General features: G+C 43.5%; 11 protein-coding genes. 10 read left to right on the forward strand and 1 reads right to left on the reverse strand.

Going from position 1 to position 16,628, the window contains the following annotated elements; all coding sequences use genetic code 11:
- The first annotated feature begins 53 nt into the window (after positions 1-53).
- Entirely contained in the window at positions 54-1,730 is a 1,677-nt protein-coding gene (locus FZC41_RS15155) for a dynamin family protein (RefSeq protein WP_148568289.1), read from the forward strand.
- A 20-nt stretch (positions 1,731-1,750) separates the two neighbouring features.
- On the opposite strand, the gene FZC41_RS15160 is transcribed toward FZC41_RS15155, so the two are convergent.
- A complete protein-coding gene (locus FZC41_RS15160; protein ID WP_148568290.1) occupies positions 1,751-2,623 on the reverse strand; it encodes a DMT family transporter in 873 nt (290 codons plus the stop codon).
- Positions 2,624-3,071: 448 nt separating this feature from the next.
- Between FZC41_RS15160 and FZC41_RS15165 the strand changes: the two genes are divergently transcribed.
- The 9 genes from FZC41_RS15165 (at position 3,072) to FZC41_RS15205 (ending at position 16,623) form a co-directional block, all read left to right on the forward strand.
- Entirely contained in the window at positions 3,072-3,896 is an 825-nt protein-coding gene (locus tag FZC41_RS15165) for a phosphate ABC transporter substrate-binding protein (RefSeq protein WP_243136737.1), read from the forward strand.
- A 76-nt stretch (positions 3,897-3,972) separates the two neighbouring features.
- Positions 3,973-5,358: a PP2C family protein-serine/threonine phosphatase gene (locus FZC41_RS15170; RefSeq protein WP_148568291.1), complete on the forward strand. Its 1,386-nt coding sequence runs from the start codon at positions 3,973-3,975 to the stop codon at positions 5,356-5,358.
- Between the two features lie 325 nt (positions 5,359-5,683).
- Complete coding sequence (locus FZC41_RS15175) at positions 5,684-6,130, forward strand: GlcG/HbpS family heme-binding protein (RefSeq protein WP_243136738.1); 447 nt, start codon at positions 5,684-5,686, stop codon at positions 6,128-6,130.
- Positions 6,131-6,530: 400 nt separating this feature from the next.
- Positions 6,531-7,556, forward strand: coding sequence for a molybdopterin-binding protein (locus FZC41_RS15180; RefSeq protein WP_148568292.1), 1,026 nt, complete (start codon positions 6,531-6,533; stop codon positions 7,554-7,556).
- A gap of 42 nt (positions 7,557-7,598) precedes the next feature.
- Positions 7,599-8,630, forward strand: coding sequence for an XdhC family protein (locus FZC41_RS15185; protein WP_148568293.1), 1,032 nt, complete (start codon positions 7,599-7,601; stop codon positions 8,628-8,630).
- A 102-nt stretch (positions 8,631-8,732) separates the two neighbouring features.
- On the forward strand, positions 8,733-9,692 hold the full coding sequence (gene moaA / locus FZC41_RS15190; protein ID WP_148568294.1) for a GTP 3',8-cyclase MoaA: 960 nt from the start codon (positions 8,733-8,735) through the stop codon (positions 9,690-9,692).
- 98 nt (positions 9,693-9,790) lie between these two features.
- Positions 9,791-10,222, forward strand: coding sequence for an MOSC domain-containing protein (locus tag FZC41_RS15195; protein WP_148568295.1), 432 nt, complete (start codon positions 9,791-9,793; stop codon positions 10,220-10,222).
- Between the two features lie 560 nt (positions 10,223-10,782).
- Entirely contained in the window at positions 10,783-13,878 is a 3,096-nt protein-coding gene (locus FZC41_RS15200; protein ID WP_148568296.1) for an EAL domain-containing protein, read from the forward strand.
- A 66-nt stretch (positions 13,879-13,944) separates the two neighbouring features.
- Positions 13,945-16,623 (forward strand): bifunctional diguanylate cyclase/phosphodiesterase, encoded by a 2,679-nt coding sequence (locus tag FZC41_RS15205; RefSeq protein WP_148568297.1) that lies wholly within the window; start codon positions 13,945-13,947, stop codon positions 16,621-16,623.
- Positions 16,624-16,628: the final 5 nt, after the last annotated feature.

Below are 16,628 nucleotides of genomic sequence, written 5' to 3' on the forward strand. Positions count from 1 at the left end.
GTGGTGCCTTAACAGTGCCCTAGGTAACATTTGAAGGATGAAAGGGAAACTTTATGAATAGGACAATCCAGAATACCCTCAAAGAAGCGGCTCAACTGCTGAAACGTTCAGGCATCTGTGAAGACAATACTGTAGCCGTTCAAAATCTTATGAAAAAGCTGGATAACCGAGAGCTGATCATTTCAGTCATCGGACAATTCAAGCGGGGTAAAACATCCTTTATCAATGCTGCTTTAATGGAAGATATTCTGCCGGTGGGGATCATCCCGGTGACGTCGGTCGTGACAAAAATCCAGTATGGCAGAGGTTATGCCACCGTATCATTCAAATCGGGTAATGAAGAAACGGTTTCCCTGGATACATTGGGAGAGTTCATCAGCGAACAGAACAATCCCGAAAATAAAAAAGGCGTCTCTTATGTCAATCTTTATCTGCCGCACGATTTTCTGAAAAACGGTCTTACGCTTGTCGATACACCAGGGGTCGGTTCCATTCATCAGCACAACACCGATGATGCCTATTCTTTTTTGACCGAGAGTGATGCCATTATTTTCATGATCTCGGTGGACAGTCCGATTAACGAAATTGAAAGAGCATTTCTGGCTGCGGCTAAAAATCATGCAGCGAAATTCTATTTTACTGTTAATAAAATTGACACCATCACGCTGTCGGATCTCAATGCCTACCTGGGCTATTGCCGTAATATTCTAAGTGACCTCATGGATGGAGAAGCCGTTGATCTTTTTCCTATCAGTGCCCGAAAAAACATCGGCATTGACACGCTATTTTCGACAATTCAGGAGGATCTTAGGACTTCAGCTGATGAGATCCTGAGGGATTCTGTTGGGATTAAGCTGAAGGAGGTTTTAATACCGGCATTGTCGCACATCGACTTGTACAATACTGCTTTGCATCTGCCGCTTGATAATCTTGAAGCGAAAAAAGCGCTACTCACTGAGAAACTTGAAAATCTTGACGGGATCATCAAGAATGCATCTTATTTTCTCAGCCAGAAGATTGATGAAGTTCTTGAACGAATTCAAGGGGCGTTACACACAGAAGCGACAGTCATCAGCGATGATCTTACAGCAATACTGAAGACTGTCTATGAAATAAATCGCGACAAAAAACCGAAGCAGCTTGAAGAAGCATTGAAAGATGTTCTGGAAATGGATTTAACCGGCCATCTGACAGAACTGAGCGACCGGGGCTTGTTAATCCTTGAAATGGGATATGAGGAGGCGGCAGACTTGCTCAGCCAGAAGATCGATGACTTGAAAGATTTTCTCAAACAAGTCATCGATGAACTTTTTGGTATTGCATATCAGTATGAAACGACGAGTCAAGGTTTATCCGAACGGGAAGATTTTTATGTAAGTGTTAATAACGATAGCGGATCGCTGTTGCTGGATATAAACGATTTTGTTTATTTGCTGCCCAGGTCTTATGCCAATCAGAAAATTTTCAGCCGTTTTGTGAAAAAAATGCAGGACGATGTGGAATGCAACATCAACAATATGATTTACAATTATCAATATAAACTGCGTGAGAGTGTGCGCACTTTCAATTCGATATTGGACACTGAGTCCACAGTGCTGAAAAAAGAAATTGCCGATATCGTTAATCGCGTGATTGCCGATAAAGAAAACACCAGCCTGGAACTGGGCGAAAAAATCAATGAACTCAACCAAATTTACAAAGCTTTGAGATTGTGTATAAATGAATTGTGAATGATTTTGCGGTCGCAGTGCTATGCTTCTTTTCCTTTTAAATTAAACAGGATGATGCTTACGATGATAATAATTCCGCCGATGAAAGTGCCCATATTGGGGATTTCATTCAACAGCATAAAGCCCATCACCGTTGACAGTAGCGGTGTGACAAACATAAAATTGGTCACGTCGTTTGTCTTATCGGCCAAGGAAAGCGCTTTTCCCCAGAAAAAGTAAGCCATTGCACTGGGAAATGCACCAAGATAAATAACTAATAGCAGGTATTTGGGTTGTGCAGTCATTAACTGCACAACGCCCTGTGGTGCGAAAATAGCCAGTAGAATGGCACCGCAGCACATGCTGTAAGTTACGATTTCCAAAGCGGTGTAGCCTACGCTGGAAAGTTTGCGGTTTAAAAAATTGTAACCGCAGAAAACAGTGGCAGCACAGAGGGTCCAAATCAGGCCGATATTGACGGAGAACATGCCTTCCCACAGCAGCAGAATCAAAACGCCGACAAAGGCCAGCAAGATGGTGAACCAGCCAAGCCGGTTTATTTTTTCGCGAAAGAAAATGGAGGCAACCACCGCAGTCATAATGGGGGTCGTGGCAATAATAATGCTGGCGGTTGCAGAGGTCAGCGTCTGGATGCCAATGTTGAAGGTGATCATGTACAGGGTAAAACCCAGACAACCGGATAGGAAGAACCACGGAAGGTCTTTTTTTTGAGGGGGACGGATGTGATTCGATTTACCGATGATGAGCAGGAAAACGGCGGCGATGGTACAGCGGAGAAAGCCCAGGGCGTTGGGGGTATAGTAGGTCATTGCCACCTTGGTCAGCGGAAAAGCGGAGGCCCAAAGAAAGACGGTTAAGAATGCCAGGATCGATACTTTTGTGTTTTGTTTCATTGTCGATAAACTCCGGTCTAAATATTTATAAATGATGTGGATTCTATGTACCCGTTGGATTCGGCTTTTAATTAATTGACATAGAATAGCTTCTGCATTTCATAGAATTAAATATTATCATAAAATTGCTTATTGATGAAATAAAAAAAGTAAAAGGCTGCCATCGTCATGATTGGCAGCCTTTTATTGAAAACTGATCCCTCAGCTTATAGCATCTGGATAAGGTAAGGAAAAGATAACTGGCTAAGAAAGGCCAGAAAGCAATATCAACACCGGGGTCAGAGCATGGCATGACGACGGTTTCCCGAAACTTGTCTTTTTTATAAATCATTGTATAATGTATTTATAAATGAACTGCCAGAAGAGAATGAAATATAGATGCGCGGTTATATTTTGTGATAAAATAGAGATGCGAAAACGAAAATTAGGAATTCAAGGAGAAAAAATATTGAAAAGTTTGAAAAAAGTAACCGCTTTACTTCTCGCTGGTGCCATGGTACTGGTATTGGCAGGCTGTTCATCAGGAACAACGCAATCGGCAACAACGGGAGAAATTAATGGCGGCGGCTCAACATCGGTCCAAAAGATCATCGATGCGGTTGGATCGGAGTATACGGCGTTAAACCCGGATATTAAATTTACTTACAGCGGCACCGGTTCTTCAGACGGAATCAAGGGGGCAATATCGGGCACCTATTCATTTGGCTGTTCATCTCGAGATTTAAAGACCGAAGAAAAAACGAATTTAACCGAAATGATATTTGCCTATGACGGCATTGCAATAATCGTCAATCCCGAAAATACGGTATCCGGTCTCACCAAGATACAATTGGCAGAAATTTATACCGGGGAAATTACAAATTGGAGTGAAGTCGGCGGAAAAGATGCGCCGATTGTCGTTGTATCCCGGGAAGACGGCTCGGGTACCAGAACGGCAACTGAAGAATTAGTGGGATTCACGGAACAATTAAAAGGCAGTGCGACCATTAAAGAAGGAAATGGCAACGTTCAGACAACGGTTGCCGTCAATCCCAATGCCATCGGGTATGTATCCCTGACTTTTGTCAATAAAACCGTAAAGGCCCTTGATGTGGATGGCGTCAAAGCAACTGTTGATAACGTGCTAAATAAAACCTATGCACTATCCCGACCATTCGTGGCTGTTTATGATGCCACCAAAGTTGACGATGCCACGCTGGCTTTTCTTAATTTCCTGATGAGCAAAGATGGTCAGAAGATTGTGACCAAAAATGGTGGCATAACGGTGCTGTGAAAAACTCGGCAGTTAAAATATTTTTTAATCAATTTTAGCTGGATAGGTATAAATAAGAGACTGGGGTGAATTGGCCATGACAAAAAATGATGTTGCAATGAATAATGAAATTTTTATCGAAAATGAGGATAAGGCGAATCAATATGCTGCCAAATGTTTAATCTTTGTTGCCGCTATTGTTGGAATGGTATGGATCTTAAATGCCATCGATTTTTTCATCATTCCCAAAATACTAATGAACATCGCGATGCCGATCAGTATAGCATTGCTTTTATTGCCGACGCTGCTGAATAAAGTGATTGGCGGCCATAAGTGGTACCTGAAATATCTCATTATGTCATGCACGATTCTGGGAATAACCATTCTGTCCATGATGATGACGTTGCATACGGTACTGGCGTGGCTGTGTCCTTTGCTGATTTCCTGCCATTATTATTCACGAAAATTCACAGGATGGACATTGGCCGGCAGCGTCATTTTTATGACTATTGCCATTTTTGGCGGACTTTATGTGGGCTTGTGGGATTCGGATATGATGCTTAGTATGGACGTGGGACAAGAACGGATCATCACAGCGAGCATTCTGATCAGAACATTAAAATTTTATTATCTGCCGCGGGTATTTACCTTAGTGGCGCTGTCGCCAATTTGTTTCACTTTGGCGAACCGGACCCGAAATCTTCTGAAAAAGCAGGAACAGGATAATGAAGAAAAACAACGTGTTTCAGCTGAATTGAATGTGGCTACTCAGATCCAGGTTTCCATGCTTCCAAGCATCTTTCCGGCCTACGCTGATCGAGCAGAATTTGACATTTATGCGACGATGCAGCCGGCTAAAGAAGTTGGCGGCGATTTTTATGACTTCTTCTCAATTGATGATGATCATCTGGCCGTGGTTATTGCCGATGTGTCCGGCAAGGGCGTTCCGGCGGCGTTGTTTATGGTGATTGCTAAAACATTGATTAAAAATCATATGCAGGCCGGCATGACCCCCGCAGAAGTTTTTGTTTTAGTGAATAACCAGCTTTGCGAAAATAATGAAGTGGGTATGTTTGTCACGGCTTGGATGGGGGTGCTGGAAATTTCGTCCCATCATTTTATCTCAGTGAACGCAGGACATAATCCACCGCTGCTAAAAAAAGCAAACGGCAGTTTTGAATATCTGAATTTAAATTCCGGCTTTGTCCTGGGAGGAATGGAAAATACTAAGTATCAACAGGCAGCAATGCAGCTGACTAATGGTGATGAACTGGTTCTCTATACCGATGGGGTGACTGAGGCAACGAATGTCAACAATGATTTATATGGCGAGCAACGATTGCGGTCTGTTCTCAACGACAGTATCGGATTAACTCCGGATGCGCTACTGTCAATGATAAAAAAAGATATTGACAACTTTGTTAATGGAGCACCTCAATTTGATGATATTACCATGGTTGCCTTGAAAATCAGTGAAGGATAGCAATCATGGATAAGAAAAACGAAACGCTTCCGGGTTAAAAACAAGACTGGCAACTGATTTATTCCAGTCTGAAAAAAGTGATTAATAAACGAACGATTGTTCAATAAATGAACGTCTGTTTATAATGAAAAACGTTTAAAAAACGAACATAAGCAAAGAAAATACGAAAAAAGCCTTTAATCTGGTCTTTTTTTTATTGGCATGAAAATTGCTTTTTAAATAGATGTGCTGATTAAACGAACATAAATTTGCATGTTAATTTGGACTTGATTGTGGTATAAACAGATAAGTTGGACTTGGTTGTAGTAATAAGAGATAAATTGAGATGAAAAAAAATTTTTTAAAAAAAGTGGAGGACAAAATGACAACTACCGGTAAATTATTAGATATGGCAAAAAAAATGGCTGAAGCGGCTGCAGTAAAAGCAATCGAAATTGATGTGCCAATGGTGATCGTTATATGTGATGCAAATGGAAATACGGTATTATATAACCGTATGGAAGATTCTTTATTAGCCAGCATGAGCATTGCGACGAATAAAGCCTATACCGCAGTTGCACTTAAAATGAGCACCGACACCTTAACCGACCTTGCCAAAGAATCAGGTCAACTCTTTGGCATCACTTCATGTGATAATGGAAGAATGGTTGCCTTTGGCGGTGGCTTCCCGATTATTGAAAATGGCAAAATTATCGCAGGCATTGGTGTCAGCGGCGGCAGTGTCGCAGAAGACATGAGCGTGGCTCAGGCTGGTCTGGATGCCCTTAAATAAGTTGTAAATACTTATTAACTGGCCAGCTGATACGAAAATAATTAAAAAAAATAACGGAACTTAACATAGATAAAATTAATCAAGTCCAAATCATCATGCAAATTTAGAACCGTTTAGTCAGTTGGCCAAAATCCCTAAGAGGATTATTCTAACAACTGAGGCAAAAATGTCGGATAAAGTGACGTTTTTGCCTCTTAACTTTAAATGAGCAGAAACAGCTATCACGAATAAGCGTTTGAGGGCTTCAGATAGAAAATCCACGGTGTTAAATGATTGCAGAAAAAAAGCACAGCAAATCTCTGAAAATTGATTGGCTGATTTAATAGAGAAAAAAGGGATAACGATTCTAATTTCGAAGGTAATTTGTTAAAAAAACAATACGGTAAAACAGGAGAAAAGAATGAAACAGATTGAAACAACCGATGCAGTCGGCAGCGTGCTTTGTCACGATATCACCCAGATTATCAAAGGCGTGAAAAAAGAACCGGTGTTCTCAAAAGGGCATATTGTAAGGGCGGAAGACATCCCGGTACTGCTGTCGGTGGGGAAGGAACATCTTTATGTCTGGGAAAAGGAAGAAGGTATGCTGCATGAAAACGATGCGGCTAAAATTCTCTACGATCTGTGCAAAGGCGAAAACATGGAGCCTTCCGAAATAAAGGAAGGCAAAATCGAACTGATCGCGTCTTGCGACGGGGTTCTGAAAATTGACAAAGAGAAAGTCAATCAGGTCAACGCCCTGGGGGAGATGATGATCGCCAGCCGTCACGGCAATTTTCCGGTAAAAGCCGGTGACGTCCTGGCCGGTACCCGGGTGATTCCGCTGGTGATTGAAGAAAGCAAAATGGATCAGGCCAAAGCCTTATGCGGCGACGCTCCGCTTTTTGAGATCAGAAAATACGTCCATAAGAAAGTCGGCATTGTCACAACCGGCAGCGAAGTGTTTTACGGACGGATCAAAGATACCTTTACTCCGGTGATTGAAGAAAAACTGGCGGAATTCGACGTCGAGATTGTCGGACACATCTTGTCAAACGATGAACACGAGATGATTACCGAATCGATCATGCAGCTGCTGGAAAAGGGTGCTGACATGGTTATCTGCACCGGCGGCATGAGCGTGGATCCCGATGACCGGACCCCACTGGCGATCAAGAATACCGGAGCCAAAATGATTACCTATGGGGCCCCAGTCCTGCCCGGTGCGATGTTTCTGTTGGCCTACTATCAAGGGAAAATCCCCATTATCGGCCTGCCCGGCTGCGTGATGTATGCCAAACGAACCATCTTCGATCTGGTCCTGCCCCGGATCATGACCGACGAACGCCTGAGAATCGGCGATTTCACCCGATTGGGACAGGGCGGCCTCTGCCTTTCCTGTGATGTCTGTACTTTCCCGAACTGCGGCTTCGGAAAAGGCGCATGAATCAAGTGAAAGCGAATCAGCAGAAAGCGAAGGACAAAAAATATGAACAAACTATATGAAATTATCCGGGCCAGCAGTCCTAATCATAAAAACAGTGTGGCAACCGTCGTGGCCGGCGAGCATCTCGGCGAAAAGGCCTTTTTTGACGGAGATGACTGCCGCTTTGAAACCGAACCAAATGGCTTTTTAAGCCGTCACCGCGAAACTATTTTAAACGATACTAAAAACGGGAGCCAGTCTATTGACGGCAATCGGGTATTCTGCGAACGTGTTGGCACAGAAAAGAAACTCGTGATTTGCGGTGCCGGACACATCTCAATTCCGATCATCAAAATCGCTCTGATGGCGGATTTCAATGTGACGGTCATCGAAGATCGCTACGACTTCGCCCAAAACGCCCAGGCCGCCGGAGCCCACCAGGTTATCTGCGAACCCTTTGAAGACGGGCTGGCAAAAATCGCCGGGGACATGAACACTTATTTTGTCATCGTGACCCGGGGTCACCGTTACGATCAGGTCTGTCTGGAAACCATTATCGAGAAACCCAATGCCTACATCGGCATGATCGGAAGCAAGCTGCGGGTGAAGAAGGTCATGGAGCAGCTGGAAGGCAATGGCGTGGATGCCGGTCAGCTGGAAAAAGTCTATACCCCCATCGGGCTGAAGATCAAGGCGGAAACCCCAACGGAAATCGCCATATCCATTATAGCCGAGATCATCACGGTCAAAAACCAGAAAAAGGAAAGCTGCGGTTATTCAAAAGAACTGCTCAAAGCCATTGAAAAATATAACCTGGTGCAACAGAAGATCGTGCTGGCGACGATTGTCAGCCGCAAAGGCTCGGCCCCCCGAGAAACCGGATCGAAAATGCTGATTTTCTCGGACGGAAAAACCGTGGAGACCCTCGGGGGCGGCTGTGCGGAAGCCGCCATTAAACTGAAGGCCATCGACATGTTAAGGGCCGAGAAACCCGCCCCGGAACTGCATGTGGTGGATATGACCGGGTGGGAAGCCGAAGATGAAGGCATGGTCTGCGGCGGCATAATCGAGGTATTTCTTGAGGTCATTGAGTAAATTGCAAAAAAACGACGGGTATCATGAGTAAACTCTGAGGGGAGTAAAAAAACATGAGGTCACAAGATATAGGAATAGTAAGAACGAAAGCTGGTAAAAAAAATGATAGATCGGTATGGAAGAAAAATTGAATATTTGAGGATATCAGTTACTCAGAATTGCAATTTAAAATGCATTTATTGCAATCCTGATGGGGATCATTGCAAAGAAAATCAGGAGCAGAATCTCAGTCCGAAAGAGATTGAAAAGATTACTCGGGCAATGGCGAAGGCGGGCATTAAAAAAGTCAGACTTACCGGTGGTGAGCCATTGGTCAGGCATGATATTTACGAGATCATCAGCAGAATATCCAGAATAAAAGGGATCGAAGATATCGCTATGACCACCAACGGTATCAATCTTTTAAAAATGGCCAGAGATTTGAAAACAGCCGGCCTGCAAAGAATTAACATCAGTTTAGATTCCTTAAATAAAGACAAATTTAAACAGATCACCGGTGGCGGAGAGCTTGAAAAGACGCTGGAAGGAATCGACCTTGCGCTGGAGCTGGGGATGACTCCGGTAAAGATCAATACCGTTCTGATCAAAGGCGTCAATGATAACGAAATCGATGAAATCATCGAACTTGCCAGAAACAGACCCATTGAAGTCCGCTTTATTGAGCTGATGCCGATGGGCTGTTTTGGAGAAAACAATGCCGATAAAATCATACGCAATGATGAGGTGATCAAGGTCAGACCCGCCTTGAAATACCTGGAAAAAAATGATAAAAGCGTTCCTGCAGTTTACTATGGGATGGAAGGATTTGCCGGGAAGATTGGATTTATCTCACCAATGACGCATCAATTCTGTTCGGACTGCAATCGAATCAGACTGACTTCTGACGGAAAGATTCGGCTTTGCCTGGGGAATAACGAAGAAGTGGATATCAGAGAAGCACTGCAACTTAAAGCTAAAAATATGGGCGTGATCATGAAACAGATTATTTTCAATAAACCAATGGGACATCATTTCGGAGAAAAATTTTCATCCTCAAGAAAAATGCAAATGATCGGCGGCTGATTATATGGTATACTTTCTACATTGATAATTGTGGGATAAACTGACCGTGACAGAAAAAACGGTAAAAATTTAAATTTGGAAAAAATTGAGGAGTAAAAATGGCTAAAGTAATTGCAGTGAATATCAGCGACCGAAAAGGCGTGATCAAACATCCGGTTGCAGTCGGGGAATGTCTGGTCGATTTTGGCATAAAAGGGGATGCCCACGGCGGAAACTGGCATCGCCAGATCAGCCTGCTGGGGCAGGAAAGCATTGATAAAATGACAGCAATGGGCGTTGAAGGACTGGATCCCGGTAAATTTGCGGAAAATTTAACCACCACAGGGATTGAACTGTTCACACTGCCGATTGGAACCCTGCTGGAGATCAATGGCGTTCTGCTTGAAGTCACTCAGATCGGCAAGGAATGCCATAAAGGGTGTGCCATTAAACAGCAGGTCGGCGACTGCATCATGCCCAGAGAAGGAATCTTTGTCAAGGTGTTGAAAAACGGTGAAATCAGACCGGGAGACGAAATCATCATAAAATAAATAGAATGATATCGATGCAACACATAATAACTAAGGGTAAGTTATCGGGGTTGAGATGAAAATCGACCTCTTTTTAGGTTGTTCAGGCTGTTCGCAAACGATTGTCGATAGGATCGGCAATTTCGTAAAATCGATCAACTGTAAAAAAATATTAACGGCAGAAAGCAATTAGCAATTGATTTCTGCCAGACAGAATAGTATAATACAATTGTTGTTGCCTAAGGGTTAACAATAGATAAAAAAATTATCGCTCAGATCGACTGCCGGGTTTACAAAGAAACATTATGGAGTCGGATTTTTCAAGTGATCGGATCGTGCATCGGAACAAACATCAGTAAGACGTACTTTGGAAATTAGAGTTAATTTTTTATAAGCAATCGGCTTCAAAACAAAATTATAATGGTAAAAGATGCCAAAAAGTTTTAACTGGTTGACAGAAAGAACGGATTACGAGCCTCATTCACTGGCGGTACTCTGTTCTTTTTTTATGGAGAATCAGGAATGGCAATTTAAAAACAAAATTACTCGGCTAATAAGCGATTTTTTTTAGAGGAGACCAAATGACACTGCAAAACCTGATTTCAATAATCCTTTACATTTCATTTGTCACCTATGCCCTGATTGGAGCGTATAGTTTTACGCTCAATAAAGAGGCTAGGCTCAATCGATTGTTTATGTCGCTTTGTCTTTGCTTTTCGCTGTGGAGTTTTGCATTTGCTGTGGGTAATTCGGCAGGTACCTATGCTGAAGCGCTGTTCTGGCGAAGAATTGCGGTATTGGGGTGGGGTGTTGCCTATTGTGTTATCCTCCATTTTATCATTGTTTTAACGGGATCGAACTGGAGCAGGAAGGAGAAAAAGCCTCTGCTATTAATGGCTCTTTACGTGCCGGCAGTCCTGAATGTTATTATTATTATGTTTTACAGCCAAACTACCAATGCCCAGATGCAACTGATTTATACGGTTTCAGGCTGGGCCATAAAACCAGCTAATGATTTTGGAAATATATTGTTTTATCTCTATTCTCTGGGCTTTTCACTGATCGCTATTGTTTTGCTGATGCGATGGTTTCGCAGTACGAAAAATTTTATCAACAAGAAGAAAGCATTGTATCTGTTGATCTCATTCAGTGTGGCGCTATTTTTGGGAATGTTTACAGATGTTTTAGCGAATCATTTTCTGAATTATCAACTGCCTTATCTTACGCCACTGGTCATTATGATTCTGATGGGAACGATTTATCACATCATTCATAAATATGGATTAATATCTGCCAATGGGCAAAATAACGAAAGCGCCAAAGGCATCATACTGAATGCTGATAGCCGGGCTAAACTTTTTCAGTATATTGGCATCGTCCTGGCAATTGGGAGTATCATTAATTTTTATATTTGGGTTATCCTTTCAGGAGGACGAGAAATCGGCATTCTATTCAGTCTTGTTTTAGTCTTGATGAGTGTGGTGCTGATGGTCATCCCCTATCTGATTGAGTCGGTTAAATATCAGCAGCGGATCCTGACCTTGCTGCTCCTTGTAATTTTACCAATTGTGATGCTCGCATATTATGACGGCCCTTTCAGTAATATTATCTGGCCGGTGCCGATATTTGTCATCATGATCACCGTTATATCAAATGACAGACGACTGTTTTTTTTCACAGCAATCCTAAGTTTGCTGCTGGGGATGCTTTTTTGGGTAAGAATGCCGAGCTTTAATCTAATAATTAACGGGGAGACTTATGCTTTGCGGCTGCTATTCTATGCGGTTGGAATAAGCCTCACGGCCCTGATTACGAATATTTATGTTTCCCGGCTGATGGAAAACAGAAAACAGCGGGATTTTCAAAAACTGATCGCAGAAATATCTACAGATTTTGTGACCATGACCCGCTTTGATTTTGATGACAAGGTTAAAAATTTACTAAAAAAAAGCGGGCTCTTCATCAATGCCGATCGAGCGGCTGTCGCGCTATTTTCGGATGATTCTCAGAGCGCTGCTTTTACCCATGAGTGGGTGAGGGAAACCATGGAATTCATAGATAAAGAAACTGAAAAATGCCTGGTACAGGTGTTGGATTGGAGCAGAAAACAACTGCTTGACAATGCCATTGTATATATACCATCGATTGATAGGCTGGCTCCTGAGGCTGATGAAGACAGCAGGATACTGAAAGAAGCGAAAATTCAGTCTCTGGTTTGTATTCCGATTCATAGTAAAGACAGCGTGATTGGATTTATCGGATTTGATCAGATCAGCAAAGACAAAGTATGGAAAACACTTGACTTTGAATTGTTGAGAGTGCTGACCAACATTGTCGCGGATGCCATTGCAAAGGTCGAAACTGAAAAGGAAATCAATGATCTGGCTTATTACGATCCCCTCACCAATTTGCCCAACCGGGTACTGTTTAATGACCGTCTGGAACAGGCGCTAGCCCTGGCAAAACGCAGCGGAAAACTGCTGGGGGTGATTTTCCTGGATCTCGACGGCTTTAAGGAAGTCAATGATACCCTTGGCCACGATCGGGGGGATCATCTGCTGAACCAGATTGGCAAGCGTCTGTCAGCTTGTGTACGAAAATACGATACGGTGGCCCGGTTTGGCGGGGATGAGTTTCTGATTATGGTGCCCCAACTAGCCCAGAAAAAAGATCTGGATGAAGTCGCTAAGAAAATCATGGGAATTTTTCGGCAACCGGTGATGATCGAGGAGCAGGAATTTTTTATGAATGCCAGCAGCGGGATTGCCGTTTTTCCCGAAGATGGGGAGGATGTTACAACTCTCACGAGAAATGCCGATATGGCCATGTACGTGGCCAAGAAAAATGGCAAAGGACAGGCTGTCTTTTGCTCAGGGAAAATGAAGAATGATGTGCTGGAAAAAGTGACTTTGACCAACAGCCTTTATCAGGCCTTGGAAAAAAACGAACTGATGCTCCATTATCAGCCCCAGGTCAGTGCCGCCACTAGAGAGATTATCGGTTTCGAAGCCTTGCTGCGGTGGGAACATCAAAAGCTGGGAACCATTCCGCCAGCGGTATTTATTCCCATTGCGGAGGAGACCGGTCTCATCAACAGCATTGGCGAATGGGTGCTGATGACGGCCTGCGCCCAGAATAAGGAATGGCAGGATAAAGGTTTCAAACCGGTGCTGATGGCGGTTAATCTGTCGCTGGAACAGTTTAGAAGCGAAAATCTGGAAGCCATTGTCAAAAAATGCCTGATGGAAACTGGCCTTGATCCACGGTATCTGGAACTGGAAATCACGGAAAGCATTGCGATGAAGGAGTCCGAAGATGTGGCCGCATGCCTCCATCGTTTAAAAACTATCGGAGTGACCATCAGCATCGATGATTTCGGCACTGAATTTTCATCGCTGGGCCGGTTAAAAGACCTGCCGGTGGATCGACTCAAAATCGATATGGAATTTATTCATGGAATCAGTCAGAATCTTAAGGATGAATCCATCATTGTAGTGATGATCCATTTGGCCAAAATGCTGGGACTTCAGATCATTGCCGAAGGAGTTGAGACCGAAATTCAACTGGGCTTTCTAAAAGACGAAGCCTGTGATGCGATCCAGGGGTATTACTATTATAAACCGCTTTCAAAAAATGAAATAGAAGGTGATATATATAAAACTTCACCGGCGAAATAAAAAAATCCCGAAAGAAATAATTAGTTTATATTCAGCACCGAAATTTGTTGGGAAGGAGGATAAAGGATGCTGCAAAACATACTATCAATCATATTCTATGTCATCTTTATCCTTGATGCCCTCCTGGGCGTAGTCGGTTTGATGCTCAATAAAAAAGCCCGCTTAAATCAGGCTTTTTTCGGCATTTGTCTGAGTATTTCAAGCTTGAATTATGTTTTTGCAATCGTCAATTCACTGAATGTTGTTGATGATGTGCTGATTTGGGGCTGGGTTGCGATTTTTGCGCCAATGATGATACTCTTACCAGTTAGCGCATTCGCCTATAATATAAATAAACTCAGGATTTTGGGACCCAAAGAAGCCAACCAAAAACAGAATTTCAGCGACATCTTAAGTACTGACACCCATTCAACCTTTGTTCGCTACATTGCCCTGGTTTATTTCAGTATCAGCGTTTTAATTCTCTTTAAAAGCTTTGTTTTTCCCACGGTACTCTGGGAAGATATGATCTTCAGCACGGTATTGGTGATTATCGGCCTCATCATGTTTGGTCTGAGCCTATCTGACTTAGCCATCATTGTTCAGGATCGGATATTGATGGTGATGATGGCATTCTCCATTCCGTTTACCATGTTTTGGTTTATGAATGACCGGCTGGGCAATATTATCTGGATCACGCCGCTGACCTGTTTGATGATGACGATTATCTTCAAACGCAAAAAAATGTTTTGGGTGGTTTCAGTGGCGACGCTGGCAACCGGGATGGCTTTATGGCTAATAGTCCCGGAGCAGATTGTTTACGTCGGGACCCTGGATTATTTGGGCAGACTGATTCTTTATGCCATTGCCATTATTTTGGCCGCCTTTAGCAATAAAACCTATATTGCCCGGCTGAAACAAAATGAGCAGCAGGTCGGGTTTCAGAAAATGATTGCCAGCATTACCACCAATTTTGTTTCCGTGACTAGGGCTAATTTTAATGACAAAGTATGGGATTTGCTCAGAAGCAGCGGCGGCCTCATCAATGCCGACCGGGCTTTTATCGGCATATTTTCTGAAGACATGAAAAATATTCGCTATACGCATGAGTGGCTGGGCGAAACCATTGGAACGGATTGGTCGAAAATTGGAAAAAATGAAAAATACCGGTTGCTAACGATGCCGTGGCATATAAAAAAGCTTCTTGACAATGATATTATTTTATTGCCATCAGGAGATATCCTGACGGCTGAAGAGCTAGCGGAAAAAGAAATAATGAATCAGCTGAAAATTAAGGCGGTGTCCTGCATTCCCATTCAAGGCCGGGACTGCATCATCGGGTTCATTCGGTATGATCAGATCAGATCCGGCGGAGCATGGCGAATAGATGATCTCGAATTATTGAAAGTGCTGGCCAACATCCTGGCAGATGCCTTTGAAAAGACGGAAACGGAAAGAAAAATCAATCAAATGGCTTATTATGATCCGCTCACCAACCTTCCCAATCGGGTGCTGTTTAAAGATCGTCTGGAGCAGGCACTTGCCCTGGCAAAACGCCGTGGGAAACTGATCGGAGTGATTTTCCTTGATCTTGACGGTTTCAAGGAAGTCAATGATACCCTGGGTCACAACTGGGGGGATCAACTGTTGAACCAGATCGGAAAGCGCCTGTCAGCCGGTGTGCGAAAATATGATACTGTGGCACGGTTTGGTGGGGATGAGTTTCTGATTATGGTTCCCCAACTTTCTCAGCTGGAAGATCTGGTGGAAATCGCCGAAAAAATCATGACCGTATTTAAACAGCCGGTCCTCATCGAAGAACAGGAAGTTTATGTGAATGCCAGCAGTGGGATTGCGGTTTTCCCGGAAGATGGGGAAAATGTGAATATGCTGATAAAAAATGCCGATCTGGCGATGTACGCCGCCAAAAAAAGCGGCAAAGGCCAGATTGCCTTTTGTTCAGAGGATATGAAGAACAGGGTTCTGGAAAAAATGAGCATGACCAACAGCCTGTATCGAGCTCAGGAACGAAACGAGCTGCATCTTCATTATCAGCCCCAGGTCAGCACCGTCGCTAAGGAGATTATCGGTTTTGAAGCGCTGCTGCGGTGGAACCACCCGACCTTGGGAGCTGTTTCCCCAACTGTATTTATCCCCATTGCCGAACGGACCGGCCTCATCAACAGTATTGGAGAATGGGTGTTGTTGACAGCCTGTGCTCAGAACAAGGCCTGGCAGGATGCGGGGTTCAAACCAGTACCGATGGGGGTTAATCTCTCGCTGGAGCAGTTTCGCAACGCCAATCTGGAAAACATCATCAAAAAATGCCTGGCCGAAACCGGGTTGGAACCAAAGTATCTGGAGCTGGAAATTACCGAAGGTATTGCCATGAAGGAGTCCGGGGATGTGACCCGATGTCTCCGTGAATTAAAAGCGATCGGGGTGAGCATCAGCATCGATGATTTCGGCACCGAGTTTTCGTCCCTGAGCCGCTTGAAAGACCTGCCGGTGGACCGGCTTAAAATCGATATGCAGTTTATCCAGGGAATCTCCGTCAATGCCAAGGACGAATCCATCATCACGGTGATGATCAATCTGGCCAAAAGGCTGGGCCTCAAGGTTATTGCCGAAGGAGTGGAGACAGCTGTTCAACTGGGCTTTCTCAGAGCTGAGAACTGTGACGAAATTCAGGGCTATTACTACTTCAAGCCCTTATCTTCAGATGAGATCGAAAAGAACAACTTTGAATTGTTCACGAAAAAATAACGCAA

This window comes from Acetobacterium paludosum (genome assembly GCF_008086595.1).
GTDB classification, from domain to species: domain Bacteria; phylum Bacillota; class Clostridia; order Eubacteriales; family Eubacteriaceae; genus Acetobacterium; species Acetobacterium paludosum.